The following is a 26,638-nucleotide window of genomic DNA, read 5'->3' on the forward strand; positions in this document are numbered from 1 at the left end:
ACCTGCCGAAATCTTGCTCAGGCCGAAATCTTGCTCAGGCGATGACTTCGGCCTCGAACCCGGCGGCTTTCAGCGCGGCCAGAACGGTTTCCTCCGGCAGGCCGTTCACCTCGACTTCGCGGTCTTCAAGGCTGACAAGAGCCTTGCCACCCACTTCGATGATGGCGGCTTCGATGCTGGCCTTGCAATGGCCACAGGTCATGTTGGGGACGGACAGGATCATGGGGACCTCCGGGGTGCGTCCGCATGATCTGGCGCGAACCGGGGGCCACGTCAACCGGGATTGCGCGCCGGACCGCCCCGGCGCGCATCGGGTTGCGGCTCAAAGCACCAGCTTGCCCTCGGCCACGGTGACACCGTCACAGGTGACGCGATAGGCGCGCTCGCCCGGGCGCAATTGCCCCAGCGAGAATTCCTGCACCACCGGTTGCAGGACTTGCGGGAACACCCCGGGGCGCTGGCGCGTGCGCAGCGACAGAAGGATGCCCGAGGTGGTCAGGGCGGCTTCGCCCGACAGATGCCAGCCCGGATGCGGCAGCGTGCCCTTGAACCGCAGGAAAGCGGTCAGCCCGGCCACGCGCCCGCTGACGGAACTGACGGAAAGCGGGGCGGCAAGGCGCGTGTGATCCTCCATCATGCGCCTCCGGTCCCGGCTGCAGCAGAGCCTCTGGAATTATGCTGGGTCCTGATCGACATCTTTTCCCCTCCCCAGGATGAGTCGTCGGGTTGATCTGCGTCACGGCGCCGGAAATCCGGCTGGCTAACGCTAACATTCACCCTGTGGTTGAGTCAACGCCAGCGCGCCCCGGGGCGGCGCCGCGCCGATCGGGACGCCGCAATCCCCCTTTCCGCACCGTTGATTTGCTGCTATTTGCGCGCCCATGAAAAAGCTCGATCACATCCGCAACTTCTCCATCGTGGCGCATATCGACCACGGCAAATCCACGCTGGCCGACCGTCTGATCCAGTTGACGGGCACGGTGGCCGCGCGCGACATGAAGGAGCAGATGCTCGACAGCATGGATATCGAGCGCGAGCGCGGCATCACCATCAAGGCGAACACCGTGCGCATCGACTATCCGGCGCAGGATGGGCGGACCTATATCCTGAACCTGATCGACACCCCCGGCCACGTCGACTTCGCCTATGAGGTGAGCCGCTCGATGCGCGCCGTGGAAGGTTCGCTGCTGGTGGTGGACGCCTCGCAGGGGGTCGAGGCGCAGACGCTGGCGAATGTCTATCAGGCGATCGACGCGGGCCACGAAATCGTGCCGGTGCTGAACAAGATCGACCTGCCCGCCGCCGACCCGGATGCGGTCAAGAAGAACATCGAGGATGTGATCGGCCTTGATGCCTCGGACGCGATTCCGATTTCGGCGAAGACGGGCCTTGGCATTCCCGATGTGCTGGAAGCGATCGTGCACCGCCTGCCCGCGCCCGAGGGCGATGTCGATGCGCCCTTGAAAGCCATGCTGGTGGACAGCTGGTATGACCCCTACCTTGGGGTTGTGGTCATGATCCGCGTCATGGATGGCGTTGTCCGCAAGGGCGACCAGATCAAGATGATGCAGACCGGGGCCAGCTACCGGATCGACAAGCTGGCGGTTCTGAAGCCGCAGATGGTCGATATTGCGGAACTGGGCCCGGGCGAGATCGGCGTGCTGACCGCCAGTATCAAGCAGGTCCGCGACACCCGGGTGGGCGACACGATCACGCACGAGCGCAAACCCTGCGACGCCGCGCTGCCGGGCTTCAAACCGGCGCAGCCGGTGGTGTTCTGCGGTCTTTTCCCGGTCGATGCGAATGACTTCGAGCCGCTGCGCGACGCGATCGAGAAACTGGCGCTGAACGACGCGAGCTTCACCTACGAGATGGAAACCTCGGCCGCGCTGGGCTTTGGCTTCCGCTGCGGCTTCCTTGGGCTTCTGCATCTTGAAGTCGTGCGCGACCGTCTGGAACGCGAATATGATCTGGATCTGATCACCACCGCGCCCTCGGTCGTGTTCAAGCTTTACATGAAGGACGGCGAGGTCCGCGACCTGCACAACCCGGCCGATCTGCCCGACCTGACCTATGTCGATCATATTCAGGAACCGCGGATCAAGGCGACGATCATGGTTCCGGATGAATATCTGGGCGACGTGCTGAAGCTGTGCCAGGACCGCCGCGGCATTCAGATGGACCTGACTTATGCGGGCGCGCGGGCGATGGTGGTCTATGACCTGCCGCTGTCCGAGGTGGTCTTCGACTTCTACGACCGGCTGAAATCGGTGACCAAGGGTTACGCCAGCTTCGACTATCAGCTGGCCGAATACCGCGAGGATTTTCTGGTCAAGATGTCGATCCTGGTGAACGACGAGCCGGTCGATGCGCTCTCGATCATGGTGCACCGCGACCGGGCGGAAAGCCGGGGCCGGGCGATGGTGGAAAAGCTGAAGGAGCTGATCCCGCGGCACATGTTCAAGATCCCGATTCAGGCGGCGATCGGCGGCCGGGTGATCGCGCGGGAAACGCTGTCGGCGATGCGCAAGGACGTGACGGCGAAATGCTACGGCGGCGACGCGACGCGGAAGAAGAAGCTTCTGGAGAAGCAGAAAGCCGGCAAGAAGAAGATGCGCCAGTTCGGGAAGGTGGAAATCCCGCAAAGCGCGTTCATTGCGGCGCTGAAGATGGATGAGTGAGACGCGACCCCGCCCTTGGCGGGCTCAAATCGTTCCAGTGGAACGATTTGAGCGTCGAACGCCCGAGCACGCTTGCGAGGGCCAGCGGCACGTAAGAGTAATGACGGTGAAATGAGCCATCAAAGTTCTGAAGAGGTCGAAGCTGATTATGTTAGCCAATTTGGCGACAAGGATGGCCGTTCCCTTCATCGCGTAACCAATCGCGTGTCGCAATTGTGTGTTGAATGGCGCGTTTTTCTCTACTTCTTTGGAAGCAGGAAGGAACGCGTGGATGTCTTGAACACGGCCTCTGGTTCGACCGCCAGAATTCTTCAAAATGCTCTTTGGGACAATGCACTGCTTAAGATCAGGCGGTTGACTGACCCGCACAAGACTCGCACCAACAAGAATTTGTCTCTGGATTTTCTAAGAGATTTGGCGCTTCGGGCGTCTGGTGTAGATTTGTCCGAAGAATATCACGACATGCAATCCATGACGAAACCGGCGAGGGATTATGCCACAAAATGCCTCGCACACTCGGATTGGGAGCATGCACTCGGTGACAAACAAACATCTGTTCATAGAGGCGAGACAACCCAAGCCATTCGCGCGATGATCGGTTTCACGGCAACGTTTCATGAACGCGTTCGAAACGTCACCTATCGGCTTATGCCGATCACAGCCCTCCCCGATGAGCAACATTTTCTGCTGAGATTGCACTTGGGAAATCAGGCAGATGAGGCCGGGGAAGCCCTCGCGCTTGAACGGGCGCTGAAGGGAGTTTCTCACGGTCTTGAACGACCGGATGTGCCGTCTTGGGTTTTTGACATGAAGTTTCGGAACGAGCCGTTTTAATCGGAGCGCGTCAATACTACCGTAAGCCTGCGGCGAGGGCCGTCTTTGAGTGACGCGGGTGCGGGGTTAGTGGACCGTCTATATTGAGCTCTTTATGGACGGTGCATGACATGCTGGAAATTCTGGACGTGACGAATACGGGGCGTCGCCGTCGGTTCAGCCTCGCGGAGAAGATCCGAATAGTCGAAGAAAGCCTTTCCGGGCCGAAGCTCGCGCGGGCGACGGCGCGCCGGTATGGCATTGCATTGTCGGGGCTTTACCAATGGCGACGGCAGTATCAGCGCGGCGAGTTGGGCGGGGAGGTTCCCGCGTTTCGGGCCGTCGAGTTGTTTCCGGATGGGATTGCCCCAGCGGTTTCCACCGCAGTCACGTCGGGTCCGATCGAGATCGCCCTTTCGAATGGGCGGCGGGTGATCGTGCCGCCGGATGTCGATGCCGGGGTGCTGACGCGGTTCGTGCAGATCCTGGAGCGGGCATGATCGCGTTTCCAGCGGGAACGCGGGTCTGGATCGCCGGTGGCGTCACCGACATGCGGTGCGGCATGAACAGCCTCGCGCTGAAAATCCAGCAGGGGCTCGGTCGGGATCCCCACAGTGGCGAGATCTTCTGCTTTCGCGGGCGCAAGGCGGATGTGGTGAAGCTCTTGTGGTTCGACGGGATCGGCGTTTCGCTTTACGCCAAGCGCCTTGAGGCAGGGAAATTCGTCTGGCCGTCAAGCGCCACGGGCGAAGCTGTTGCAATATCCGCTGCGCAGCTCGGCTATCTTCTCGACGGAATTGACTGGCGCAATCCGCGCTGGACCCAGAAGCCGAAGAAGATGGGCTGATGGAGCGGAAACGCCTGTATTTGTTGGCTTCCGTGGCCGTTCATGGTAAAGCGGCCATGTCCGATCCCGTCTCAGACCTCGAGAAACTCCGCGCCGAGCTGGCGGCCACCAAGGCCGAACTGGCGCAGGCGCGCGCGGTGGTTTCGACCTCGGAGGCGATGATCGCGGGCCTGAAGCTCGAGATCGCGCTGCTCAAGCGCGAGCAATATGGTCACAGTGCCGAACGCACGACCCGGCTGATCGATCAGTTGGAATTGCAGCTCGAGGAGCTGGTGACCGACGCTGCCGAGGATGCGGCTCGAGCCGAAAAGACCACGAAGGTCGCGGCGTTCGACCGCAAGAAGCCGGTGCGCAAACCCTTCCCCGAGCATCTGCCGCGCGAGCGGGTGGTGATCGAAGCGCCGACCAGCTGCAGCTGCTGCGGCTCGGACCGCATCGTTAAGATGGGCGAGGACATCACCGAAACGCTCGAAGTGGTTCCGCGGCAGTGGAAGGTGATCCAGGCCGTCCGGGAAAAGTTCACCTGCCGCGACTGCGAGAAGATCTCGCAAGCGCCGGCGCCGTTCCATCCGACGTCGCGCGGTTGGGCCGGGCCGAGCCTGCTGGCGATGATCGTGTTCGAGAAATTCGGCCAGCATCAACCGCTGAACCGGCAGGCCGAGCGGTATGCCCGTGAGGGCGTCGACCTCAGTCTCTCCACGCTCGCCGATCAGGTCGGGGCCGTGGCCGATCTGCTCAAGCCGCTCCATGATCTGATCGCGGCGCATGTCCTGGCGGCCGAACGCCTGCACGGCGATGACACCACCGTGCCGCTGCTGGCCCGCGGCGGCACGAAGACGGCGCGGCTCTGGACCTATCTGCGCGACGACCGCCCTTCGGCGGCACCGCGCCGCCAGCGGTGATCTTCCGCTTCTCGCGCGATCGGGGCGGCGCGCATCCGACCGAGCATCTGAAAGGCTGGCAGGGCATCCTGCAAGCAGATGCCTATGCCGGCTACAACGACCTCTACCGCGGCGACCGCAAGCCGGGGCCGGTTCTCCCGGCTCTGTGTTGGAGCCACGCGCGGCGCAAGTTCTTTGAACTGGCCGATGTCGAAGGAACATCCGCAAAGGCAAGGATGCCAAGGAAATCTCGCCAATCGCCTTCGGGCGGTGAAGCGCATCGATGCGCTGTTCGACATCGAGCGCGGGATCACCGGCCTCGACCCTGCCGTCCGTCTGGAGGCCCGCAAGGCGCGCTCGGCCCGCTGGTCGCGGCCCTGGAGCGCTGGCTTCGGGCGCAACGCGCGCAGCTCTCGAAGCACGCCAAGGTCGCCAAGGCGATCGATTATTCTCTCTCGCCCGAACACTGGCCTGGCTTCACCCGGTTCCTTGACGATGGCCGGGTCTGCCTCACCAACAACGCGGCGGAACGCTCCCTGCGCGGGGTCGCCCTGGGCAGAAAATCCTGGCTCTTCGCCGGTTCCGAGCGCGGCGGGCAGCGCGCGGCCTTCATATATTCCCTGATCGGCACCGCCAAGCTCAACGGGATCGACCCGCAGGCTTGGCTCGCCGACGTCATCGCCAGGATCTCAGATCTGCCGCTCTCGCGCCTGCCCGAATTGCTGCCGTGGCATTGGAAGCCGCTGGAAAAAGCCGAAATCAAGGCTGCCTGACCACGGCCGTCACCGGAGGAATACATACTACCCCTCCCCCGGGCGGAAAAGGAAACGCATCGCGTTTCCCCGCCCGGCAAGCGCTCCCGAAGCCCCAGGACCCGCTGCCCCACGCATGACAGAGGCCAGCGCTCCGCCCCGGCGGGCGAGAAGCGCCCGCCATGGGCGGGGCGGGCGCTGGCCGGGGACCTTTGGGCCCCCGGCAGTCACGGGGCTTCTGTCGCACCGGGCCTCGGCGATGGCCTCGGCCATGCCTGCCGCGCCTCCCTCAGACAACGCTCACGGGGTCCTCTCCCGTCGGTCACAAAGCCGCGCAATTGGTGCGTCAGTGCACATTATAATGGCATATTTCTGCCGTTTCCAATTCCTTCGCACAGAACCATATTCCCCTCATGACGACGGAATGACACGCCGTCACCGCTCATCACACTGATAAACAAAGGAAATGGAGAACTTCCATGCGGAATGAACTTGTCTTCGCCGGTCTGGCCCTTGTCCTTGCGGCCGGTGCCGCCAGCGCCTCGGGCGTGACCCCCGGTCGGCAGCAGCTGGCCAATCAGCTGGGCGTCGATGCCGCCGCCTACAGCGCCGCCGAGTTGACCCAGCTGCAGGGCGCGCGTCGCGACAACGACAAGGCCGCCTATGACGCGCTGCTGTCGCGCAGCACGATCCGGGCCGAGGGCACGATCTCGGCCGGCAAGGCGCAGATCGCCGCGCAGATCGGCGTCGATCCGGCGGACTTCACCACCGCCGAGCTGGTCCGGCTCACCCATGCCAAGCGCAGCGCCGACCTGCAGGCGGTGAATTTCTACCTCAAGCACGAAAACCGCAACGACATCTACTTCCCGCAGCCGCAACGCGGCCGCGACAACTGAGGCCCGCGACAGGGCTGAACAGGCAGGGGCGGCCTTGTGCCGGGCCGCCCTTCCCATGCCGCAAATGAAAAACGGCCCCCAAGGGGGCCGTTTTCCGAAATCCCGTGCGCACAGGCTCAGGCGATGGCGAGGTTGATCGCCGATTCGCGGCCATCGCGGCCTTTTTCCAGATCGTAGTTGATCGCCTGGCCGTCATTCAGGCCACGCAGACCGGCGCGTTCAACGGCCGAGATATGGACGAACACGTCCTTGCCGCCCGATTCCGGGGCGATGAAGCCGAAGCCTTTGGTTTGGTTGAACCATTTCACGGTGCCCTTGGCCATCCGTTGTCTCCTTCTGTATGCCGCCCGCAGGATTGCGGCGGCCCGGCTCAGTCACGTCACGATCGAGAACTGTAGCCGCAAAGGGAGCAGGTCGTCGAAAAGGCGCGGTGCGCAGGGCTAGGATATGAGGCCTTCGCCCCCACATTGCAAGAAAATTGCGTGCCTGGGTGGCGCGGCAAAAAGCCTATTGCAAGCGCCCCCAAAGGTCGTAATCCGACGCTTCCTCGACCTCGACCGTCACCATGTCGCCCGGCGAAAGCTCCTCGAAGCCCTCGTCGATGAACAGATTGCCGTCGATTTCGGGCGCATCGGCGCGGGTGCGGCAGGTGGCGCCCTCGTCATCCACCGCATCGACCAGCACCTGTTGCAGCGTGCCGACCTTGGCCGCCAGCTTCGCCTCGGAAATCGCCTGCGCGGCCTCCATGAAGCGTTCCCAGCGTTCCTGTTTCAGCTCGGGCGGCACATGGTCGGGCAGATCGTTCGAGCGCGCGCCCTTGACGTTTTCATACTGGAAGCAGCCGACACGATCGAGCTGCGCCTCGGCCATCCAGTCCAGCAGATACTGGAATTCCTCTTCAGTCTCGCCGGGATAGCCGACGATGAAGGTCGAACGCAGCACGATCTCGGGGCAATCGGCGCGCCAGGCGGCGATTTCATCGAGCGTCTTCGCCGAAGCCGCGGGCCGGGCCATGCGTTTGAGCGTCTCCGGGTGGGCATGCTGGAACGGGATATCCAGATAGGGCAGCACAAGGCCGTCGGCCATCAGGGGGATCAGCTCGCGCACATGCGGATAGGGATAGACGTAATGCAACCGCACCCAGGCGCCCGAGGGCTGGGCAAGCCGCCCCAGTTCCCGCGTCAGGTCGGTGATATCGGCCCGGACCTCGGCCCCTTTCCAGGCGCTCGCCTCGTGCCGGCGATCGAGCCCATAGGCGGAGGTGTCCTGCGAGATCACCAGCAGTTCCCGCACGCCCGCCTCAAGCAGCTTTTCCGCCTCGCGCAGCACGGCATGGGCCGGGCGGCTGACCAGCTTGCCGCGCATGTCGGGGATGATGCAGAATTTGCAGGCGTGATTGCAGCCCTCGGAGATCTTGAGGTAGCTGAAATGCCGCGGCGTCAGTTTGATGCCGGTCGCGGGCAGCAGATCGACAAAGGGATCGGGCTTCGGCGGCACCGCCCCATGCACGGCATCGAGCACCTGTTCGTATTGCTCGGGGCCGGTGACGGCCAGCACTTTGGGATGCACGCCGGTGATGAACTCGGGCTCGGCGCCCAGACAGCCCGTCACGATCACCTTGCCATTCTCGCTCAGCGCCTCGCCGATGGCTTCCAGGCTTTCGGCCTTGGCACTGTCCAGAAAGCCGCAGGTGTTCACGATCACCGCATCGGCGCCCTGATAGCTGGGCGAGATCGCATAGCCCTCGGCGCGCAGCCGGGTCAGGATGCGTTCGCTGTCCACAAGCGCCTTTGGGCAGCCGAGCGAGACCATGCCGATCGTCGGCTGGCCCGGACGGGGGGCATCGGTGACAAGCGCTTTCGGCGCAAGATCGGGGCGGAGGTTGGGCGGGTTCTGGCTCATGGGCAAGGCTTATACCGGCAAGCGCGCAAGGCGGAAAGGCGGGAAACGGAAAGGGCGCCCGCAGGCGCCCCGTGTCGCGTCGAAGACGCAGCCGGATTCAGCGCCGACGGTCCCTGCGCGCCGACATCGGCTGGAAGGCCACCGAGACATGCGCCTCGCAATAGGGTTTTCCGGCCGAGCTCGGCAGGCCGCAGAAATAGAAATGCTCGGTCGCCGGGTCACCGATCGGCCATTTGCAGGTGCGCTCGGTCAGTTCCATCAGCGAGATCTTGCGGGACCGCTTTTCGACTTCGCGGACCGAAGCCAGCGTCTCGGGGCTGATCTCGTTCAGCGAGGGCTGCGGCGGCAGGGGCTGGCCCGCGGGCACCAGCGCCGGTTTGCGCACGACGCCCGGCACCGGGGCCACGGCGGCCACGGGTTGCGGCGGCACCGGCGCGGGGCGCGGCGGCACGGCGGTCAGCGTCGGACGGACCGGCTCGGGCTCGGGCTCGACGCGCGGGGGCGCGGCAGCGGCGGCGGGGGCCACCGGCTCGGGGGCAGCGGGCTTCACGGGGGCCGCCGCCACCGGCGCCACCGGCGCGGCCGCGCCTTCGACCCGGTTCGACAGGCCCAGACGATGCACCTTGCCGATCACGGCATTGCGCGTCACCCCGCCCAGTTCCTTGGCGATCTGGCTGGCCGATTGCCCCTCGGTCCACATCTTCTTCAGAAGTTCGACACGTTCATCGGTCCAGGACATCGGCGCACCTTGTTTTTTCGCCCTGCGGGGGCGGCGTTCTTCACCCGGTCGGGCATCCCCCGGCGGGGCGGTCTTGACCCATTTTAGCCGGGACGGTGCGCAATACAAGGACCGTCCCGGAAATTCAAGGGCGACCGAAAGGCCCGGCGTCAGAACCGCGCGGCCGGGCGGCGCGAGGACAGCTGCAGGTTGGTTTCCGTCCGCCCCACCCCCTCGACGCGGCGGATCGACAGGATCGTCTCGTCCAGTTCTTCCAGCGAGCGGGCGCCGATTTCCGCCATCAGATCCCATTGCCCGTTCGTCGTATGCACCGCCTGCACCGGCGGCAGGCCCAGCAGGCGGGCGATCACCTTTTCGGTCGACCGCCCGTCGATGGACAGCATCATCAGGCCCCGCACCGGCGCGGCAGAGACATCGGCGCGCGTCATCACGGTAAAGCCCGAGATTTCGCCGCGCGCCACCAGCCGCTCGATCCGCGCGCGCACGGTGGCGCGCGAGAGACCCAGATGCTGGGCGAGGTCCGACACCGCCGCCCGGCCGTCGCGGCGCAGTGCCGCGATCAGCCGTTGATCGGTGTCGTCCAGACGTTCTGCCCCGCGGGCGGGTTCGCCCCACATGGCCTCAGCCCTTCGCGGCGAGGATCGAGGCTTCGAGGATGTCCAGCGCCTCATCAAACACCGCATCCTGAATGGTCAGCGGCGCCAGGAAGCGGATCACGTTGCCGTAAACGCCGCAGGTCAGCAGGATCAGGCCGCGCTTCAGCGCCTCTTCGCGGACGCGGTTGGTCATCTCCGGGTTCGGCGTGTGGCTGCCCGCGACGTTGAACTCGACCGCGTTCATGAAACCCGGGCCGCGGATGTCGATGATTTCCGGCACGCTGTCTTGCAGCGCGGCCAGACGCTGCTTCAGCCGCGCGCCCAGACGCTCGGCACGGGCACAAAGCTGTTCCTCCTCGATCACGTCAAGCACCGCATGGGCGGCTGCCACGGCAATCGGTGCCCCCGCATAGGTGCCGCCCAGACCGCCCGGGTTCGGGCTGTCCATGATCTCGGCCTTGCCGGTCACGGCCGAGATCGGGAAACCGCCGCCCAGCCCCTTGGCCATCGTGGTGATGTCCGCGGCAACGCCGTGATGTTCCATCGCGAAAAGCTTGCCGGTGCGGGCAAAGCCGGTCTGCACCTCATCGGCGATCAGCACGATGCCGTTCTTGTCGGCGATTTCGCGCAGCTTCTTCATGAAGCCCTCGGGCACCGGATAGAAGCCGCCCTCGCCCTGCACGGGCTCCACGATGATCGCGGCGACGCGGGTCGGTTCGATATCGGCCTTGAAGAGGCGCTCCAGCGCCGCCACGGCTTCCTCGCCCGTCACGCCATGCAGCGGGCAGGGGAAGGGCAGGTGCCAGACGTCGTTCATCATCGGGCCGAACCCGGCCTTGTAGGGCTGGACCTTGCCGGTCAGCGTCATGCCCATGAAGGTGCGGCCGTGAAAGCCCCCCGCAAAGGCAACGATGCCCGCGCGGCCGGTGTAATGGCGGGCAATCTTGATCGCGTTTTCAACGGCTTCGGCGCCGGTGGTGGCGAAGATCGTCTTCTTCGCAAAGTCACCGGGCACGGCGGCGTTCAGACGCTCGGCCAGGGTGACATAGTTTTCGTAAGGCACGACCTGATGGCAGGTGTGGGTAAAGGCGTCGAGCTGCGCCTTGACCGCCGCGATCACCCGCGGATGGCGGTGGCCGGTGTTCACCACGGCGATCCCCGCGGCGAAGTCGATGTAACGGGTGCCGGTCTTGTCCCAGATTTCCGCGTTCTCGGCGCGTTCGGCATAGATCTGCGTCGTCACACCAACGCCCTTGGCGATGGCGGCGGCACGGCGGGCGGACAGGTCGGGCGAGGTTTGGACGGTCATGAGGGGGCTCCGATTCGAGATGCGCCATCCTCTCACTTTGCATTTTTTCTGCAAGAAAATTCTTGGCAAGATCGGTGGCAAGGCGCATCCTGCCCGGGTAAGGCAGATGAAATGACCGAGTCGCACGCAGATAGCCCCGAGGAAGAACCGCTGTTTCGGGTGACCGAGGCCGCGCGGGCGGCGGGCGTGGCGTCATCGACGCTGCGGCTGTGGGAGACGCAGGGGCTGGTGGCGCCGCAACGCCGGGCCTCGGGCCAGCGGCTTTATTCGGCGGCCGATGTGGCGCGGCTGCAGCGCATCGCCTATCTGCGCCGCGAGGCCGGGCTGAACCCCGCCGCGATCCGTGCGACGCTGGAAAGCGAAAACGACGCCCCGGCCCCCCCCGCGATCACCAATGAACCGCTTGGCACGGCGCTGCGGGCGCTGCGGCAGACCCGGGGCGAGACGCTCGACACCGTAGCGCAGGCGATGGGGGTTTCGGCCTCGGCGCTGTCCACCCTTGAACGCACCGGGGCGGGGGTCAGCTTCAAGACGCTGGCCGATCTGGCGCAATATTACGGCACCACCGTCTCGCGGCTTTCCGGGCAGGACACGGCCGGGCAAGCTGTGGTGCGGGCGGGCGCGGCGCGGGTCTGGCCGATGCCGGTCGAAGGCGTGCGGGTCGAGGTTCTGGCCGAGGGGCGGCGGCAGATGGATTGCCACCGCTTCATCCTCGCCCCTGGCGCGGCCTCCGAGGGCGGCTATGGCCACGAGGGCGAGGAATTCATCACCGTGCTGGAAGGCCGCTTCCGGCTGACGCTCGATGGGACCGAGCTGCACGAACTGGGCGTTGGCGACAGCATCTATTTCGAAAGCCGTCGCCCGCATGCCTGGGCCAATGCCGCCGACGGACGGACCGTGGTGATCTGGGTCAACACCCCCCCGACCTTCTGACACCCCCGAACGCCACACCTTTGCGTGATACCCTTGCGAGGATCGCGGGCCGCGGTCACTCTGCTCAAAACCCCGGAGGTTCCATGCGTGTCGCCGTTCTTGCACTTGCCCTGATCGCCCTTGCCGCCTGCCAGGAGGACGCCCCGACGCCCGCGGCCGATCCGCTGGCCCTGATCGGCACCGGAACCGAATGGACCGTCACCGAAATCGCGGGCGCCGCCGTGCCGGAGGGCATCCGCGTCACCCTGCTCTCGCCCGAGCCGGGGATGATCGCGGGTTCTTCGGGCTGCAACCGCTATTCGGGGCGCATCGAGACGCGCGACGGCGCCCTGCATGTCGGCGCGCTGGCCGGGACGCGGATGATGTGCCCGCCCGAACAGATGCAGGTGGAACAGGCCTTCCATTCGACCATCGGCACGGTGACGGGCTTGCAGCTGGCGGATCAGGCGCTGGATTTCACCGATACGACGGGCAAGGTTGTGCTGCGCGCCGCCCGCTAGAGGCTTGACGCAAAACCCGTCTTCGGGAAGGCTGGGGCGATGTTCCCGATCCGCGATCATAACCCCTCGACCCGCACCCCCTGGGTGGTGCGGGGGATCATTGTGCTCAATGTGCTGATCTATGTGCTGACGGCCGACTGGGGCGGGCGGATGTTCGGGCTTTGGCAATGGGGCGCGCTTTACCCCGATGCGATCAGCCATGGTGTCTATCTGCACGGGCTTTTCACCCACATGTTCCTGCATGCGGGGATCATGCATATCGCGGGCAACATGCTGTTTCTTTGGGTCTTTGGCGACAACCTCGAGGACCAGCTGGGCCATGTCGGCTTTCTGGTCTTCTACCTGCTGGGCGGGCTCGCGGCGGCGGGCGCACAGATCGCAGGCGAGCCCTTCAGCGGCGTGCCGATGGTCGGCGCCTCGGGCGCGATTGCCGCGGTGATGGGCGGCTATCTGCTGCTGTTCCCGAAAGCCCGCGTCGATATCCTGTTCATATTCCTCATCATCTACAAGATCTTCACCATCCGCGCCTGGATCGTGCTGGGCTTCTGGTTCGCGATTCAGCTTTTGAATTCGCTGGGCGGCTCGGCCGATGGCGTGGCCTATTGGGCGCATGCGGGCGGCTTTCTGGCCGGGGTGGTGCTGATGGCGCCGCATTTCCTGCGCCTTGGCGGACCGCTTTTCTGGCGCGATCACGGCGGGCTGCCGCCCAACCCCTCGATTGATTATGTGACAAGCCGCGTCCCGGTGGTGAAACGGCGCCGCTAGCGTCCCCGGATCATCGCAGCCGCGCGTTCGGCGATCATGATCGTAGGCGCATTGGTGTTGCCGCCGATCAGGCTGGGCATGACCGAGGCATCGACGACCCGCAGCCCCTCCACGCCACGCACCCGCAGCTGCGGATCGACCACCGCAGCCGCATCCGTGCCCATCTTGCAGGTGCCGACCGGGTGATAGATCGTGTCGGCGCGGGCGCGGATATCGGCCATCAGCCCGGCCTCCGTGCCTTCATGCGGATACAGCCGATCGCCCCGCCACGGCGCCAAGGCCTCGGCGCCTACGATCTGCTCCAGCATCCGCGCCGCCCGCAGCATCAAGGCCGCATCGTGCGGATCGGCCAGAAAGGCGGGGTCGATCAAGGGCGCCTTGCGCGGGTCCCGCGACGCCAGCCGCACCGTTCCCCGCGATTGCGGCCGCAGCACGCAGATATGGGCCGACCAGCCGTCCGCGACATGCAGCTTGCGCATGTGCTGATCGACAATGCCGACGACGAAATGGATCTGCAGATCGGGGATTGCGACCTCGGGCGCGGATCGCAAAAACGCCCCCCCCTCGGCCATGGGCGAGGCGAAAAGCCCCTCGCCATGCCGCATCCAGCCACCCGCCGCCTTGGCCAACCGCAAAAGCCCGCGCGGGTTCAGCCCCACCACATCGCGGCGCGGCGAGAAATGCGAAATCGTGTAATCCAGATGGTCTTGCAGGTTCGCCCCCACCCCGGGCAGATCCTGCACCACGGGGATGCCATGGTCGCGCAGATGCGCCCCCGGCCCGATGCCCGAGAGAATCAGAAGTTGCGGCGACCCAAAGGCCCCGGCCGAGACGATCACCTCGCGCGCCGCTTCAAGCCGCAGCCGCCTGCGGCCCTGCCGCACCAGCGCCCCGGTCGCCCGACCTTCGACGATCAACACCTTTTCCGCCCGTGCACTGGTCAGAACCGTCAGATTGGGCCGGTCCATCACCGGATGCAAATAGGCCGCCGCAGCGGAACAGCGCTCGCCCTTCCTCGGGCCATCCCAGAATTGCGTGACCTGAAAGGGCGCGGCCCCCTCCTGACACGGGCCGTTGAAATCGTCTGTCGGGGGGCAGTCCACCGCGCCGCAGGCCTGCACGAAAGCCCGGGTGATCGGCCGCGGGCGGCGCTGATCGCCCACCTGCAACGGCCCGGCATCGCCGTGATGCGCGGACGGGCCCCGCATGTTGCGCTCGGATTTCAGGAACCACGGCTGACAGGCGGCCCAGTCCCAGCCCACAGCCCCCTCGGCGGCCCAAGCGTCATAATCCGACGGATGGCCGCGCACATAAAGCATCGCGTTGATCGCCGAGGAGCCCCCCAGCCCCCTGCCCCGCGGCTGAAACCCCCGCCGCCCGTTCAGACCGGGCTGCGGCACCGTATGCTGCGCCCAGTTATGCGCCCGCAGATAGCCCGGCACCAGCGCGGCGACCAAGGCGGGCGCCCGCACCAGAATATCGCGCGCCGCATCGCCCGCCTCGACCAGACAGACGCGCGTGCCCGGATCCTCGCTCAGCCGCGCCGCCAGCACCGATCCGGCCGAGCCGCCACCCAGAATGACATAGTCGAAATGCATCAGGCTCCCCCGTTTCCGAGAGAGCCTAACCGGTTTTTCACATCCGCAAAGCGTGACTTCAGGTCACTTCCGCTGCACGCCGCCGGTGGCCTTGGTGACCTTGTCCACGACCTTGGCCGCCACCGCCTCGATCTCGGCATCGGTCAGGGTCTTGTCGCGCGGCTGCAGCCGGACCGAGAGCGCGATCGACTTCTTGCCCGCGCCCATCTGCTCCTCGGCCTTGGCGCCGGTGAACTGATCGAAGACCGAGACCGCCTCGATCAGCGCCTTGTCGGCCCCCAGCGCGGCATTGACCGCCGTCAGCGCCTCGACCCCCGCATCGACGACAAAGGCGAAATCGCGCTCGACCGCCTGCAGACCGGACAGCGCCAGCGCAGGCCGGGTCGGCGTTTTCGCTTTCGGGAAGGGCACCGATTCGATCCAGACGGTAAAGGCGACCACCGGCCCCTTCACCCCCATCTCGCGCAGCACCTTGGGGTGGACCTCGCCAAAGCTCGCCAGCGCATTCGGCCCAAGCGCGATGGTGCCCGAGCGGCCCGGATGGAACCAGCCCGCCACCTTGCGATTGACCTGCACCCGCGCGGGGGCGCCGATCGCGGCCAGCACGGCCTCGACATCGGCCTTGGCATCGTAAAGATCAACCGGACGGCGCGAGCCAAAGGGGTCGCGCGGCGCCGAAGCGCCCACCAGCAGCCCCGCCGCCTGCAGCGCCTGATCGCCCGGCTCGCCACCGCTGAAGGCGGGGCCAACCTCGAACAGCGCCAGATCGGCAAAGCCGCGCGCCTGATTGCGCGCCGCCGCCTGCAAGAGCCCCGGCAGCAGATCCGGGCGCAGGTGGGTCATCTCCGACGAGATCGGGTTTTCGATCCGCGTCGCATCCGCGCCGCCGCCAAACAGCGCCGCCGACTTGGCGTCGATGAAGCTGTAGGTCACGCATTCATTGTAGCCCAAGGCCGCAATCGTGCGCCGCGCGGTGCGTTCGCGGGTCTGAATGGGCGTCAGGACCGGGCCGGGAACGCCGGTGGTTTCGCGCGCCATCGGACGGCCGACAAGCTTCGTGAGAGACGCAATCCGCGCCACCTCTTCCACAAGATCCGCTTCGCCCAGCACATCGGGCCGCCACGAGGGCGGCGACGCCATGTCGCCCTCAAAGGTGAAGCCAAGCGCCGTCAGCGTCGCGCGCTGCGTGGCCTCGGGAATTTCCATGCCGACAAGGCTGATGACGCGGGCGGGGTCGAGCCTGTAGGCGCGCTTGGTCACCGGCACGGCGCCGTCCATCACCACATTGGACGCCTCGCCGCCGCACAGCTCCAGCACCATCTGCGTTGCCAGTTCCAGCCCGGGCAGGGTGAACTCCGGGTCCACGCCACGCTCGAACCGATAGCGCGCGTCCGAGTTGATCTTCAGCGCGCGGCCGGTGGTGGCAATGGTGATCGGATCCCAATAGGCGCTTTCCAGGAAGACATCGACGGTGTCGTCGGTGCAGCCCGAAAGCTCGCCGCCCATGATCCCGGCAAGGCTTTCCGGCTGCGCATCGTCGCAAATCACCATCTGACCGGGGCGGAGCGTGTAGGTCTTGCCATCCAGCGCCAGCAATTCCTCGCCGCCCTTGGCAGGGACAATCCGCAGGTTCCCCGCCACCTTCGCCGCATCAAACACATGCAGCGGGCGGTTCAGGTCATAGGTGAAGAAGTTGGTGATATCGACCAGCGCCGAGATCGGACGCAGCCCGATGGCCCGCAGCCGCGATTGCAGCCACGCAGGCGAAGGCCCGTTCTTGACGCCACGGATCAGACGCCCGGCGAAGAGCGGGCAGCCCTTTTCCTTCAGGGCCGCGTCAATCTCCACCTTGATCGGGCTTTCGAACCCGCCCGGCACGGCCTCGATGGCGAGCGGCTTCAGCCGACCAAGACCGCGCGCCGCCAGATCGCGGGCGACACCGCGCACGCCCAAAGCATCGGGGCGGTTGGGCGTGATCTTGATGTGAATCATCGGATCGACCGCCTCGGGGCGGTTTTCCGCCAGCCAGTCGATGAACTTGCAGCCAACCTCGGAATTCAGGCTGTCCTCGGGCAGCTCGATGATGCCGTTATGCTCGTCGGAGAGTTCCAACTCGCGTTCCGAGCACATCATGCCGTGGCTTTCGACGCCGCGGATCTTGCCGATGCCGAGCGTGGTGTCGATGCCCGGCACGTAATCGCCCGGTTTCGCCAGCACGACGGTGATCCCCGCCCGCGCATTCGGCGCGCCGCAGACGATGACCTTTTCGCCCTCGTCGGTCAGCACGCGGCAGACCCGCAGCTTGTCGGCATCGGGGTGCTTTTCGGCGTGCAGCACCTTGGCGATGGTGAAGGGGGCGAGTTTCGCGCCCGGGTTCACCACCTCCTCGACCTCAAGGCCAAGGTCGGTGAGCGCATCGGCGATCTCGGTGACCGAGGCCTCGGTCTCGAGATGGTCTTTCAGCCAGGAGAGGGTGAATTTCATTTGGTTTATCCCCAACCCATAAGTGTCGTTAGCGCGGCGACTGCAACCGACGAGCCAACGTCCTTGATTATCTCGTATGCTTCTTTCGGAGCAGCTTCCCTGAGACGGCGCCAGATTTCATCATCTGAAATCGCCTCAACTGCATCGTGGCCCGCCGGAGTTAGCCGAACTCTGCCACCGTGAAAATCGATCGGATGATCTTTGCCGACAAACTCAATCAACCCTGATTGTTTCATCAGAAGTAACTGGTAGTCGCGGCTTCGTAATTCGGGTTTAGCTTCCACAGCTTCTAGCAGAATTGCGCCGCGTCCGACATAGGGAGCAAAACGGCTATCGAAACGTAGCCCGTCGGGCGTATCCGATGCTTCGATTTTGAGAAGCAAGTCCCTTATTAGGTTCTTGTCCCGTTTCACTTACTCAACCCCCCGAATACCGTCGGCAGGTCCAGCGCGGCGAAACCGTAGTGCTTCAGCCAGCGCAGGTCGCTCTCGAAGAACGCCCGCAGATCCGGGATGCCGTATTTCAGCATCGCGATCCGGTCGATGCCGACGCCGAAGGCAAAGCCCTGATATTCGGTCGGGTCGATCCCGCCCGCCGCCAGAACCTTGGGGTGCACCATGCCGGAGCCAAGGATTTCCAGCCAGGAATTGCCCTCGCCGATCTTCAGCTGGCCGCCTTCCCAGGAACAGCGGATATCCACCTCGGCCGAGGGTTCGGTGAAGGGGAAGTGGCTGGCGCGGAAGCGCAGTTCGACCGAGGGCACCTCGAAGAAGGTCTTGCAGAATTCCTCCAGCACCCATTTCAGGTTCGCCATCGAGATGTCGCGGCCGATCGCCAGACCTTCCACCTGATGGAACATCGGCGCGTGGGTCTGGTCCATGTCCATGCGGTAGACGCGGCCCGGCGCGATCACGCGAATGGGCGCGCCCTTGGCCTGCATGGCGCGGATCTGCACCGGCGAGGTGTGGGTGCGCAGCACATGCGGCGGGCGCGGGTCGGCCGGGTCGCGGGCCATGAAGAAGGTGTCATGTTCCTGCCGCGCGGGGTGTTCGGGCGCGATGTTGAGCGCGTCGAAATTATACCAGTCGGATTCGACCTGCGGGCCTTCGGCCACGGCAAAGCCCATGTCGGCGAAGATCGCGGTGACTTCGTCCATCACCTGGGACACCGGGTGGATCGTGCCCTGACGGCGCGGACGGCCGGGCAGCGTCACATCCAGCCATTCCGAGCGCAGCCGCGCATCCAGAGCCGCATCGGCCAGCGCCTCTTTCTTCGCGCGCAAAGCGGCGTCGATCTCGTCCTTCAGACGGTTCAGCGCCGCGCCGGTGGTGGTGCGTTCCTCGGGCGTCATTTGCCCCAGTTCGCGCATCTTCAGCGAAATCTCGCCCTTCTTGCCAAGGGCGGCCAGACGGATCTCCTCAAGGCTCGCCTCATCCGCGGCGGCCGCGATGCCTTCGAGATATTTCGCCTTGAGCACATCGAGCGTGGTCATCCGGTCTCTCCTGCAAGTGGGTGCGTCTTGCTAGCCGCCCCCCGGTCTGATTTCAAGCGCCCGAACGCAAAACCCCCGCGACGGCGGCTGCCGCGCGGGGGTTGTGTTTCCCGTGAGTGGGGAATTACGCGGCCGCGGCGGCTTTGGCCTGGGCAACGATGGCCGCAAAGGCCTCGGGCTCGTGCACGGCGAGATCCGCCAGAACCTTGCGGTCCACTTCGATCCCGGCAAGCGCCAGACCGTTGATGAAACGCGAATAGGTCATTTCCAGATCGCAGGCGCGGACGGCCGCGTTGATGCGCTGGATCCACAGCGCGCGGAAGTTGCGCTTGCGCTGCTGGCGGTCGCGCGTGGCGTATTGCATCGCCTTGTCGACAGCCTGGGTGGCGGTGCGGAAGTTGCGCGAACGGGCCGAGTAGTAGCCTTTCGCCTTCTTCAGGACTTTCTTGTGCGAGGCGTGAGTGACCTTGCCGGATTTGACGCGGGACATTGTTCAGGCCTCCAGATCAGCGGTTGTAGGGCATGTATTTCTTGACGATCTTCGCGTCCGCATCGGACAGGATCATCGTGCCCGCGCTGTCGCGGATGAACTTGGTCGTGCGCTTGATCATGCCGTGGCGCTTGCCGGCCGGACCCGCGATGACCTTGCCGGTCGCCGTGAATTTGAACCGCTTTTTCGCAGCGGATTTGGTCTTCATCTTGGGCATTTTCATCTCCTTTTCGAGAGTGAACGCACGACTCGGCATGCCACTGTTGGCCGGCCGTGCGGGATAGATGCGGGCAGATAGCCGCGGCGGCGGCGCTTGGCAAGCGAAAAGCGGCTAGTGGTTGAGGAAACGGGCGATGATCCGGGCGAAGGTCTCGGGGATCTGGCCGGGCGTGTAGCCGCCCGGCTTCGTCGCCATCGCCAGCAGGATCAGCCCACCGCCCACCAGCACCGCCAGCGTGGCGGCCCGCGGCGGACGGCTGTCGGCAAAGGCCGAGATCACCGCCGGAATGGCAAAGGCCGAGACGACGATCCCGAGCACAAGGAACAGATCGCTGTCGAGCATGGCCCCCTCCCGGCAAACCTGTGACGCAGGCTACTCCGGGTCGGTGCGGTAGATCAATCTTTCGTCGCAGGGCGCCACGCGCAGGATGTTCGTCGTCCCCTGCACGTTGAAGGGCACCCCGGCGATGACGATGATCTGATGGCTTTCATCGGCGAACCCATAGTCGCGCGCCGCGCGGGCGGCGTTGACCACGGCTTCCTTGAAGCGGCTGACTTCCTCGCAGCGCACCGCATGCACGCCCCAGTTCAGACAGAGCTTGCGCAGCGTCTGGGTGATCGGCGAGAGCGCGATCACCGGCACCCGCGGCCGTTCGCGGCAAACCAGCGCCACGGTTTTCCCCGACTGGGTGTAGCAGCAGATCGCGGACACATCGGTGGTTTCGGCAATTTCGCGCGCGGCGGCGACGATGCCATCGGCGACGGTCTGACGCTTGGCCGTGCGCGAGGCCTCGATGATGTCGCGATAGGTGGGATCGCTTTCGACCGAACGCGCGACGGCGTTCATCGTCTGCACCGCCTCGACCGGATAGCGCCCGGCGGCGGATTCGGCCGAGAGCATGATCGCATCGGCGCCTTCATAGATCGCCGTCGCCACGTCCGAGATTTCGGCCCGCGTCGGCATCGGGCTTTCGATCATGCTTTCCAGCATCTGCGTCGCGACGATCACCGGCTTGGCCGCGGCCCGGCATTTGCGGATCAGCCGCTTCTGGATCGGCGGCACGGCTTCGACAGGCAGTTCCACCCCCAGATCGCCGCGGGCGACCATGATCCCGTCCGAGACCTTCAGGATCTCGTCAAAGGCGCGTTCGGCCTGCGGCTTCTCGATCTTCGACAGAACCTGCGCCCGGCCGCGGGCCAGCGCCTTCGCCTCGATCACGTCTTCGGGGCGCTGCACGAAGCTCAGCGCCAGCCAGTCGGCGCCCAGTTCGCAGGCGAATTCCAGATCGTCGCGATCCTTGGGCGAAAGCGCGGCGAGCGGCAGCACCACATCAGGCACGTTCACGCCCTTGCGGTTCGAGATCGTGCCGCCGACGGTGACGATGCAATCGGCGAAATCCGGACCGCAGGCGGTGACGCGCAGGCGGATCTTGCCGTCATTGACCAAAAGCCGGGCGCCAACTTCCAGCGCGGCGAAAATCTCGGGATGCGGCAGGCAGACCCGGTGGCCGTCGCCCTCGGTCGGGTCAAGATCGAAGCGGAAGGGCTCGCCCTCCTCCAGATCGGCGGCGCCGAAGGCAAAGGTGCCGACGCGCAGCTTTGGCCCCTGCAGATCGGCCAGCACCGCGACCGGGCGGCCGGTGTCGGCCTCGATCTGGCGGATGATGTCGTAGCGGACCTTGTGCTCGGCATGGGTGCCGTGGCTCATGTTCAGGCGGAACATGTCGGCCCCGGCCTCGAACAAAGCGCGGATGGTCTTGTAATCGGAAGATGCGGGGCCAAGCGTGGCCACGATCTTGACATTGCGAAGGCGTCTCATGCGTCCTCGAGCGTTGGTGTTGCAGTCATTTCGTGGGCCGGTCCCAGCTATGGCGCAAAATGTCGCGCAGGGCAACTGGAACACCGGGCCTTGGTGACGTAAATCTGTTGTGAGCGACAAAGGCAAAGAAAGCATGACCGAAGCCTTTCACATTCATGGCGAAACCCGCCCCGGGCGCTGGCTGGTCACCGTCGATCACGCCACGAACCGGGTGCCCGACTGGGTGGGCGGCGGCAGTCTGGGCATCGCCCCCGAGGACATGATCCGCCACATCGCCTGGGACCCCGGCGCGCTGGAAGTGGCCCGGCATCTGGCCGAGGCGCTCGACAGCCCGCTGATCTGGTCGGATTTTTCCCGCCTTGTCATCGACCCGAACCGCGGCGAGGACGATCCGACACTGGTGATGCAGCTTTACGACGGCACGATCATTCCCGCCAACCGCCACCTCCCGCCCCCCGCGATCGAGGAACGGCTGGCCCGGCTGCACCGCCCCTATCACGACGCGCTGGCGCGATTGGCGGCGCGGCGGGCGGATACGGTGATCTGCGCGATCCATTCCTTTACCCCCTGCCTGCGCGGGCGCAGCCCCCGGCCCTGGCAGGTGGGCGTGCTGCATGCGCCCTGCGACACCCGTCTGGCGCTGCCGCTGATTGCGGCGCTGCGGGCCGCGGGGCTGTGCGTGGGCGACAACGAACCCTATTCGGGGCATCTGCGCGGCGACAGCATCGACCGGCACGCGCTGCAGACCGGGCGGCCCAACGTCTTGATCGAGCTGCGCAACGACCTGATCGCAACCGAATCGGGGCAGGCGCATTGGGCAGATGTGCTGGCGCCGATCCTGCGCGACTGCCTGGCCGCCTGCGAAACATTGCGCAGCTGATCGCGCCATTGTTTCCGCGCATACCGGCAATGCTTCCTTTGGTTTAGCGTTTCATTGCCCGCAGTTGCGGGCGGTGTTAGCAATTCGGTCATCATTTTTCAGGAGCGCAGCCATGGGCAGCCTAATTCTCCTTTCGCTTTTTCCGGTCCTGCTTGTGGGCCTTGCGATCAATGCTTCCGATGACGACGACGACAAGGATGATGCCCCGGCCGCGAACCGGATTTTCGGCGACGAAACCGCCGAGGAAATCGAGGGCAGCGCCGGAAATGACTATATCGACGCGGGTCACGGCAACGATGATGTGCTGGGCGGGGCGGGCAATGACACGCTGCGCGGCAATCTTGGCGCCGATTTCCTGGCCGATCTGCAGGGGTCCGACCATCTGATCGGCGGCTATGGCTATGACACGCTGTTCGGGATTGATACGGTCGGCACCGGCGCCGATGTGCTGGACGGGGGCGGCAATGACGACCAGCTGATCGGCGATGGCGGCGACACCCTGATCGGCGGCGACGGCACCGACAGATTCATCGCCGAATGGACGCCGGGATCGGCGCCGCTGCTGGTGCGCGATTTCGGCGATGGCGGCACCACGGACGAAACCTTCCGGCTGTTCCAGACCGAGTTCACCGAAGGCACCGAATTCCTGCTGAACCCGACCGAGGGCGGCGTCGATCTGGTGCTGGACGGCGAAACCGTCGCCTTCTTCCAGGGCAATAGCCTTGAAGATCTGGTCGGCCGCGTCTCGATGGATGTGGAGGGCGAGGATGACAGCTTCACCGTCTATCCGACCGTTCCGGCCCAGACCGTGACCGGCACCGACACCGCCGAGGAGCTTGCGGGCGGAACCGGTGACGACACGATCCTGGCTTTGGGCGGGAATGACAGCATCGAAGGGCTGTCGGGCCATGACAGCATTGATGCCGGCGGCGGCAATGACGAGGCCATGGGCGAGGATGGCGACGACACGATCCTGGGCGGCATCGGTTACGACACGCTTTTCGGCGAGGCGGGCGAGGACAGCCTTTCGGGGGATGCCGGAAATGATCTGCTGAGCGGCGGTGCGGGCGTTGACACGCTTGATGGCGGCACCGGCGATGACAGTCTTCAGACCGGCTCCGGGGACATCGTGAGCGGTGGCGCGGGCGCCGACGATTTCCGCATCGACTGGACCTCGGGCGACGAGACGGTCAGGATCACCGATTACGGGAACGTCTCCGGCGCCGCCGAGGGGGCGACGGAAGATGTGCTGATCATGTGCGACAGCTACACCGCCGACATGGAATTCCGGCTTGAAGCCGTCGAGGGCGGCGTTATCGCGATCGTCGATGGCGATACGGTGGCCCGGTTCGAAGGCGCCGACATCGCGACTCTGGAGGCGCATCTGACCCTGCAAGGCGCCGATGACGTCCTTTACACCCTGCGCCAGAACATCGCCGGAACCGATGGCGACGACAGCCTGGCCGGAACCGCGGGCCATGACACGATCAGCGCGCATCTTGGCAATGACACGGTCGATGCGGGCGACGGGGATGATCTTGTGACCGGCGGCTATGGCGCCGACACGATCGACGGCGGCTTGGGCGATGACACGATCGACGGCGGTGCGCAGAACGACACGATCGACGGCAGCCATGGCGCGGATTCGCTGCTCGGTCAGGATGGCAACGATGTTCTGAACGACGTTTCCGGCCTGGATACGCTGGACGGCGGCAACGGCAATGACCTGCTTTCCGCAAACGACGGCTTTCTGGACCAGATGGAGGGCATCGCCCCGGATGTGCTGAATGGCGGCGCCGGAAACGACACGCTCTTTGGCGACTTCAGCGATACGCTGACCGGCGGATCGGAGGCGGATCAATTCGCGACGCAGGTGCTGGTTGATCCCGACATTCCGGAAAACAGCTACAGCCAGGACGTGCTGGTCACCGATTTCGAGGTTGGCACCGACACGCTGCGCCTGGACGAAGTGCCCGAGGATGCGGTGATCACGATCGTCGATACCGGCGCGGGCGCAGCGGTGCGGGTGAATGGCGACACGCTGCTGATCCTGCAGGGGGTCGCCGCCACCGATATCACGCTCGACATGATCACCGTCAATTCCGCCGCGGCCTGACCGGCCCGCGCATGAAAAAGCCCCGGGCTGGAATGGCCCGGGGCTTTTTCCTTTTCGTCGCGACGGAGCTCAGATCGCCGCCTTGCGCCCTTCGTCCAGATAGATCTCGCGCAGCCGCGTCGCCACCGGACCGACCTTGCCGCCGTTCAGCGCCACGCCGTCCACTTCCACGACCGGCATCACGAAAGCCGAAGCCGAGGTGAAAAACGCCTCGTCGGCGGCCTGGGCTTCCGCGATGGTGAAGGGGCGTTCCTCGATCTCCATCTGCGCTTCGGCGGCATATTTCAGCAGCGAGGCGCGGGTGATCCCGTGCAGAATGTCGTTCGACAGCTGCCGGGTGATGATCTTGCCGCCCTTGACGATATAGGTGTTGTTCGACGAGCCCTCGGTGACGAAACCGTCCTCGACGAACCAGGCGTCATGCTTGCCCGCGGCTTCGGCGGCCATTTTCGCCATCGACGGGTAAAGCAGCTGCACCGTCTTGATGTCGCGGCGATGCCAGCGCAGATCCGGGATCGAGATCACCTTGATGCCGGTCTTCGCCTTCGGATCCTCGGCCAGACCCGGCTTCGACTGGGTGTAAAGCACGATCGTCGGCGGCGTGCCCGCGGGCGGATAGTGGAAATCGCGGTCCCCGGCATTGCCGCGGCTGACCTGCAGATAGATCATGCCATCGACCAGATTGTTGCGCGCGATCAGCTGGCGGTGGATCTCCAGCCATTCCTCGCGGCTCAGGTTGCCGGTCATCTCCAGCTCCGCCATCGAGCGGGCCAGCCGGGCCAGATGGCCTTCGAATTCCAGGATCTTGCCATCCAGAACCGAGGTCACTTCGTAAACGGCATCGCCCATCACGAAGCCGCGGTCAAAGATCGAGACCTTGGCCTCTTCCTCGGGCAGATATTCGCCATTCAGGTAAACGGTGCGGCTCATGCGCATTCCTCCTCAGCCCCAGAGCCCCGGCTCGGGGGGATAAATCTTGCCGTCCGCATAAGTCAGCGGGCTTTCGCGGTCTTGGGCCAGAAGCAGCGGCCCGTCAAGATCGACATAGGCCACACCCTGCGCCACAAGGGTCGCAGGCGCCATCGCAAGGCTTGACCCGACCATGCAGCCGACCATCACGCCATAGCCTTCGGCCAGTGCCGCTTGCCGCAGCGCCAGCGCCTCGGTCAGCCCGCCGGTCTTGTCGAGCTTGATGTTCACAAGATCGTATTTGCCCTTCAGATGGGCGAGCGACTTGCGGTCATGGCAGCTTTCATCGGCACAGACCGGCACCGGACGATCCATCCCGATCAACGCCTCGTCAGCCTTGGCGGGCAGGGGTTGCTCGACCATCGCCACCCCCAGCCGGACCAGATGCGGGGCGAGATCGGCATAGACCTCGGCCGACCAGCCCTCGTTCGCATCGACGACGATCACCGACTTCGGCGCCCCCGCCCGCACGGCTTCCAGCCGCGGCATGTCATCGGGGGTGCCCAGCTTGATCTTCAAGATCGGCCGATGCGCATTTTTCGCGGCCGCGGCCCGCATCGCCTCCGGCTCGGCCAAGGACAGCGTGTAACAGGTGACCTCCGGCCCGGGCGCGGCAAGGCCAGCCAGTTCCCAAACCCGCTTGCCCGCGGCCTTCGCCTCAAGATCCCAGAGCGCGCAATCGACAGCATTCCGCGCCGCCCCGGGCGGCAGGGCATCGTAAAGCGCCGCGCGGGTGATCCCCTCGGGCAGGCCCTCGATCTGCGCCGTCACGCTTTCCAGGCTCTCGCCGTAGCGCGCATAAGGCACGCATTCGCCCCAGCCGGTCACGCCCCCGCGCGTGATCCGCACCGTCAGCACTTTCGCCTCGGTCCGCGAGCCGCGCGAGATGGTGAAAACCTCGGCCAAGCGAAACACATCCGCCGTCACGGAAATCATCTTCCGCCCCTTTATCTTGCC

At 65.2% G+C, this 26,638-nt stretch carries 29 protein-coding genes; 12 read left to right on the forward strand and 17 right to left on the reverse strand.

The features are described from left to right. Nucleotides 1–34: 34 nt before the first annotated feature. Together copZ and ACTTAG_RS16385 are read right to left on the reverse strand one after the other, a co-directional pair. On the reverse strand, nucleotides 35–223 hold the full coding sequence (copZ, locus tag ACTTAG_RS16380) for a copper chaperone CopZ (protein ID WP_444463266.1): 189 nt from the start codon (nucleotides 221–223) through the stop codon (nucleotides 35–37). 99 nt (nucleotides 224–322) lie between these two features. After that, nucleotides 323–634: a hypothetical protein gene (locus ACTTAG_RS16385; protein WP_444463267.1), complete on the reverse strand. Its 312-nt coding sequence runs from the start codon at nucleotides 632–634 to the stop codon at nucleotides 323–325. A gap of 247 nt (nucleotides 635–881) precedes the next feature. On the opposite strand from ACTTAG_RS16385, the gene lepA reads away from it, so the two are divergent. From lepA to ACTTAG_RS16420, 7 genes are all read left to right on the forward strand, one after another. Continuing rightward, nucleotides 882–2,681, forward strand: a complete 1,800-nt coding sequence (gene lepA / locus ACTTAG_RS16390; protein WP_444463268.1) for a translation elongation factor 4 — start codon at nucleotides 882–884, stop codon at nucleotides 2,679–2,681. A gap of 111 nt (nucleotides 2,682–2,792) precedes the next feature. Then, the gene (locus ACTTAG_RS16395; protein ID WP_444463269.1) at nucleotides 2,793–3,515 is read left to right on the forward strand and encodes an AbiU2 domain-containing protein; all 723 of its coding nucleotides are present in this window, start codon (nucleotides 2,793–2,795) and stop codon (nucleotides 3,513–3,515) included. A gap of 110 nt (nucleotides 3,516–3,625) precedes the next feature. Further along, nucleotides 3,626–3,994 carry an IS66-like element accessory protein TnpA gene (gene tnpA, locus ACTTAG_RS16400; protein ID WP_444463270.1) on the forward strand — a complete coding sequence of 123 codons (369 nt, stop codon included), beginning with the start codon at nucleotides 3,626–3,628 and terminating at the stop codon, nucleotides 3,992–3,994. After that, the gene (gene tnpB / locus ACTTAG_RS16405; protein ID WP_110807476.1) at nucleotides 3,991–4,341 is read left to right on the forward strand and encodes an IS66 family insertion sequence element accessory protein TnpB; all 351 of its coding nucleotides are present in this window, start codon (nucleotides 3,991–3,993) and stop codon (nucleotides 4,339–4,341) included. Before tnpA ends, tnpB begins: the two co-directional genes overlap by 4 nt. 56 nt (nucleotides 4,342–4,397) lie before the next feature. After that, on the forward strand, nucleotides 4,398–5,243 hold the full coding sequence (gene tnpC, locus ACTTAG_RS16410) for an IS66 family transposase (RefSeq protein WP_444463271.1): 846 nt from the start codon (nucleotides 4,398–4,400) through the stop codon (nucleotides 5,241–5,243). Continuing rightward, entirely contained in the window at nucleotides 5,240–5,995 is a 756-nt protein-coding gene (tnpC, locus tag ACTTAG_RS16415) for an IS66 family transposase (protein ID WP_444463272.1), read from the forward strand. Before tnpC (ACTTAG_RS16410) ends, tnpC (ACTTAG_RS16415) begins: the two co-directional genes overlap by 4 nt. Nucleotides 5,996–6,453: 458 nt before the next feature. Further along, the gene (locus ACTTAG_RS16420; RefSeq protein WP_444463273.1) at nucleotides 6,454–6,870 is read left to right on the forward strand and encodes a hypothetical protein; all 417 of its coding nucleotides are present in this window, start codon (nucleotides 6,454–6,456) and stop codon (nucleotides 6,868–6,870) included. A 116-nt stretch (nucleotides 6,871–6,986) separates the two neighbouring features. On the opposite strand, the gene ACTTAG_RS16425 is transcribed toward ACTTAG_RS16420, so the two are convergent. The 5 genes from ACTTAG_RS16425 to ACTTAG_RS16445 all read right to left on the reverse strand — a co-directional run bounded on the left by ACTTAG_RS16425 (nucleotide 6,987) and on the right by ACTTAG_RS16445 (nucleotide 11,416). Next, nucleotides 6,987–7,193 (reverse strand): cold-shock protein, encoded by a 207-nt coding sequence (locus ACTTAG_RS16425; protein WP_013068838.1) that lies wholly within the window; start codon nucleotides 7,191–7,193, stop codon nucleotides 6,987–6,989. A gap of 184 nt (nucleotides 7,194–7,377) precedes the next feature. After that, nucleotides 7,378–8,772, reverse strand: a complete 1,395-nt coding sequence (gene rimO, locus ACTTAG_RS16430) for a 30S ribosomal protein S12 methylthiotransferase RimO (RefSeq protein ID WP_444463274.1) — start codon at nucleotides 8,770–8,772, stop codon at nucleotides 7,378–7,380. A 97-nt stretch (nucleotides 8,773–8,869) separates the two neighbouring features. After that, nucleotides 8,870–9,511, reverse strand: a complete 642-nt coding sequence (locus tag ACTTAG_RS16435) for a GcrA family cell cycle regulator (protein ID WP_444463275.1) — start codon at nucleotides 9,509–9,511, stop codon at nucleotides 8,870–8,872. A gap of 149 nt (nucleotides 9,512–9,660) precedes the next feature. After that, a complete protein-coding gene (locus tag ACTTAG_RS16440) occupies nucleotides 9,661–10,128 on the reverse strand; it encodes an Lrp/AsnC family transcriptional regulator (protein ID WP_444463276.1) in 468 nt (155 codons plus the stop codon). A gap of 4 nt (nucleotides 10,129–10,132) precedes the next feature. Beyond that, nucleotides 10,133–11,416 carry a 4-aminobutyrate--2-oxoglutarate transaminase gene (locus ACTTAG_RS16445; RefSeq protein ID WP_444463277.1) on the reverse strand — a complete coding sequence of 428 codons (1,284 nt, stop codon included), beginning with the start codon at nucleotides 11,414–11,416 and terminating at the stop codon, nucleotides 10,133–10,135. A gap of 111 nt (nucleotides 11,417–11,527) precedes the next feature. Between ACTTAG_RS16445 and ACTTAG_RS16450 the strand changes: the two genes are divergently transcribed. The 3 genes from ACTTAG_RS16450 (at nucleotide 11,528) to ACTTAG_RS16460 (ending at nucleotide 13,614) form a co-directional block, all read left to right on the forward strand. After that, on the forward strand, nucleotides 11,528–12,349 hold the full coding sequence (locus ACTTAG_RS16450; RefSeq protein ID WP_444463278.1) for a MerR family transcriptional regulator: 822 nt from the start codon (nucleotides 11,528–11,530) through the stop codon (nucleotides 12,347–12,349). An 83-nt stretch (nucleotides 12,350–12,432) separates the two neighbouring features. Beyond that, nucleotides 12,433–12,849 (forward strand): META domain-containing protein, encoded by a 417-nt coding sequence (locus ACTTAG_RS16455; protein ID WP_444463279.1) that lies wholly within the window; start codon nucleotides 12,433–12,435, stop codon nucleotides 12,847–12,849. Between the two features lie 39 nt (nucleotides 12,850–12,888). Next, nucleotides 12,889–13,614: a rhomboid family intramembrane serine protease gene (locus ACTTAG_RS16460; RefSeq protein ID WP_444463280.1), complete on the forward strand. Its 726-nt coding sequence runs from the start codon at nucleotides 12,889–12,891 to the stop codon at nucleotides 13,612–13,614. On the opposite strand, the gene ACTTAG_RS16465 is transcribed toward ACTTAG_RS16460, so the two are convergent. From ACTTAG_RS16465 to pyk, 8 genes are all read right to left on the reverse strand, one after another. Next, nucleotides 13,611–15,212, reverse strand: coding sequence for a GMC family oxidoreductase (locus tag ACTTAG_RS16465; RefSeq protein WP_444463281.1), 1,602 nt, complete (start codon nucleotides 15,210–15,212; stop codon nucleotides 13,611–13,613). The genes ACTTAG_RS16460 and ACTTAG_RS16465 overlap by 4 nt on opposite strands. Before the next feature lie 63 nt (nucleotides 15,213–15,275). Continuing rightward, the gene (pheT, locus tag ACTTAG_RS16470) at nucleotides 15,276–17,696 is read right to left on the reverse strand and encodes a phenylalanine--tRNA ligase subunit beta (protein ID WP_444463282.1); all 2,421 of its coding nucleotides are present in this window, start codon (nucleotides 17,694–17,696) and stop codon (nucleotides 15,276–15,278) included. A 5-nt stretch (nucleotides 17,697–17,701) separates the two neighbouring features. Next, nucleotides 17,702–18,109 (reverse strand): DUF2513 domain-containing protein, encoded by a 408-nt coding sequence (locus ACTTAG_RS16475; protein ID WP_444463283.1) that lies wholly within the window; start codon nucleotides 18,107–18,109, stop codon nucleotides 17,702–17,704. Beyond that, nucleotides 18,106–19,188: a phenylalanine--tRNA ligase subunit alpha gene (gene pheS, locus ACTTAG_RS16480; RefSeq protein WP_444463284.1), complete on the reverse strand. Its 1,083-nt coding sequence runs from the start codon at nucleotides 19,186–19,188 to the stop codon at nucleotides 18,106–18,108. The genes ACTTAG_RS16475 and pheS overlap by 4 nt, the downstream gene beginning before the upstream one ends. 124 nt (nucleotides 19,189–19,312) lie before the next feature. Then, nucleotides 19,313–19,678 (reverse strand): 50S ribosomal protein L20, encoded by a 366-nt coding sequence (gene rplT / locus ACTTAG_RS16485; protein ID WP_055213314.1) that lies wholly within the window; start codon nucleotides 19,676–19,678, stop codon nucleotides 19,313–19,315. A gap of 16 nt (nucleotides 19,679–19,694) precedes the next feature. Beyond that, complete coding sequence (rpmI, locus tag ACTTAG_RS16490; protein WP_097068479.1) at nucleotides 19,695–19,895, reverse strand: 50S ribosomal protein L35; 201 nt, start codon at nucleotides 19,893–19,895, stop codon at nucleotides 19,695–19,697. A gap of 114 nt (nucleotides 19,896–20,009) precedes the next feature. Next, on the reverse strand, nucleotides 20,010–20,240 hold the full coding sequence (locus tag ACTTAG_RS16495) for a hypothetical protein (RefSeq protein ID WP_444463285.1): 231 nt from the start codon (nucleotides 20,238–20,240) through the stop codon (nucleotides 20,010–20,012). A 30-nt stretch (nucleotides 20,241–20,270) separates the two neighbouring features. Continuing rightward, the gene (pyk, locus tag ACTTAG_RS16500) at nucleotides 20,271–21,716 is read right to left on the reverse strand and encodes a pyruvate kinase (protein WP_444463286.1); all 1,446 of its coding nucleotides are present in this window, start codon (nucleotides 21,714–21,716) and stop codon (nucleotides 20,271–20,273) included. A 133-nt stretch (nucleotides 21,717–21,849) separates the two neighbouring features. Between pyk and ACTTAG_RS16505 the strand changes: the two genes are divergently transcribed. Further along, a complete protein-coding gene (locus tag ACTTAG_RS16505) occupies nucleotides 21,850–22,596 on the forward strand; it encodes an N-formylglutamate amidohydrolase (protein WP_444463287.1) in 747 nt (248 codons plus the stop codon). Nucleotides 22,597–22,708: 112 nt separating this feature from the next. Continuing rightward, nucleotides 22,709–24,712 carry a calcium-binding protein gene (locus ACTTAG_RS16510; RefSeq protein ID WP_444463288.1) on the forward strand — a complete coding sequence of 668 codons (2,004 nt, stop codon included), beginning with the start codon at nucleotides 22,709–22,711 and terminating at the stop codon, nucleotides 24,710–24,712. Between the two features lie 69 nt (nucleotides 24,713–24,781). On the opposite strand, the gene ACTTAG_RS16515 is transcribed toward ACTTAG_RS16510, so the two are convergent. Continuing rightward, nucleotides 24,782–25,642 carry a D-amino-acid transaminase gene (locus ACTTAG_RS16515; RefSeq protein ID WP_444463289.1) on the reverse strand — a complete coding sequence of 287 codons (861 nt, stop codon included), beginning with the start codon at nucleotides 25,640–25,642 and terminating at the stop codon, nucleotides 24,782–24,784. 12 nt (nucleotides 25,643–25,654) lie between these two features. Further along, nucleotides 25,655–26,617, reverse strand: coding sequence for an N-acetyl-D-Glu racemase DgcA (gene dgcA, locus ACTTAG_RS16520; RefSeq protein WP_444463290.1), 963 nt, complete (start codon nucleotides 26,615–26,617; stop codon nucleotides 25,655–25,657). Nucleotides 26,618–26,638 lie beyond the last annotated feature (21 nt).

The organism is Rhodobacter capsulatus (assembly GCF_052363185.1).
In the GTDB taxonomy this organism is placed as follows: Bacteria; Pseudomonadota; Alphaproteobacteria; order Rhodobacterales; family Rhodobacteraceae; genus Rhodobacter; species Rhodobacter capsulatus_E.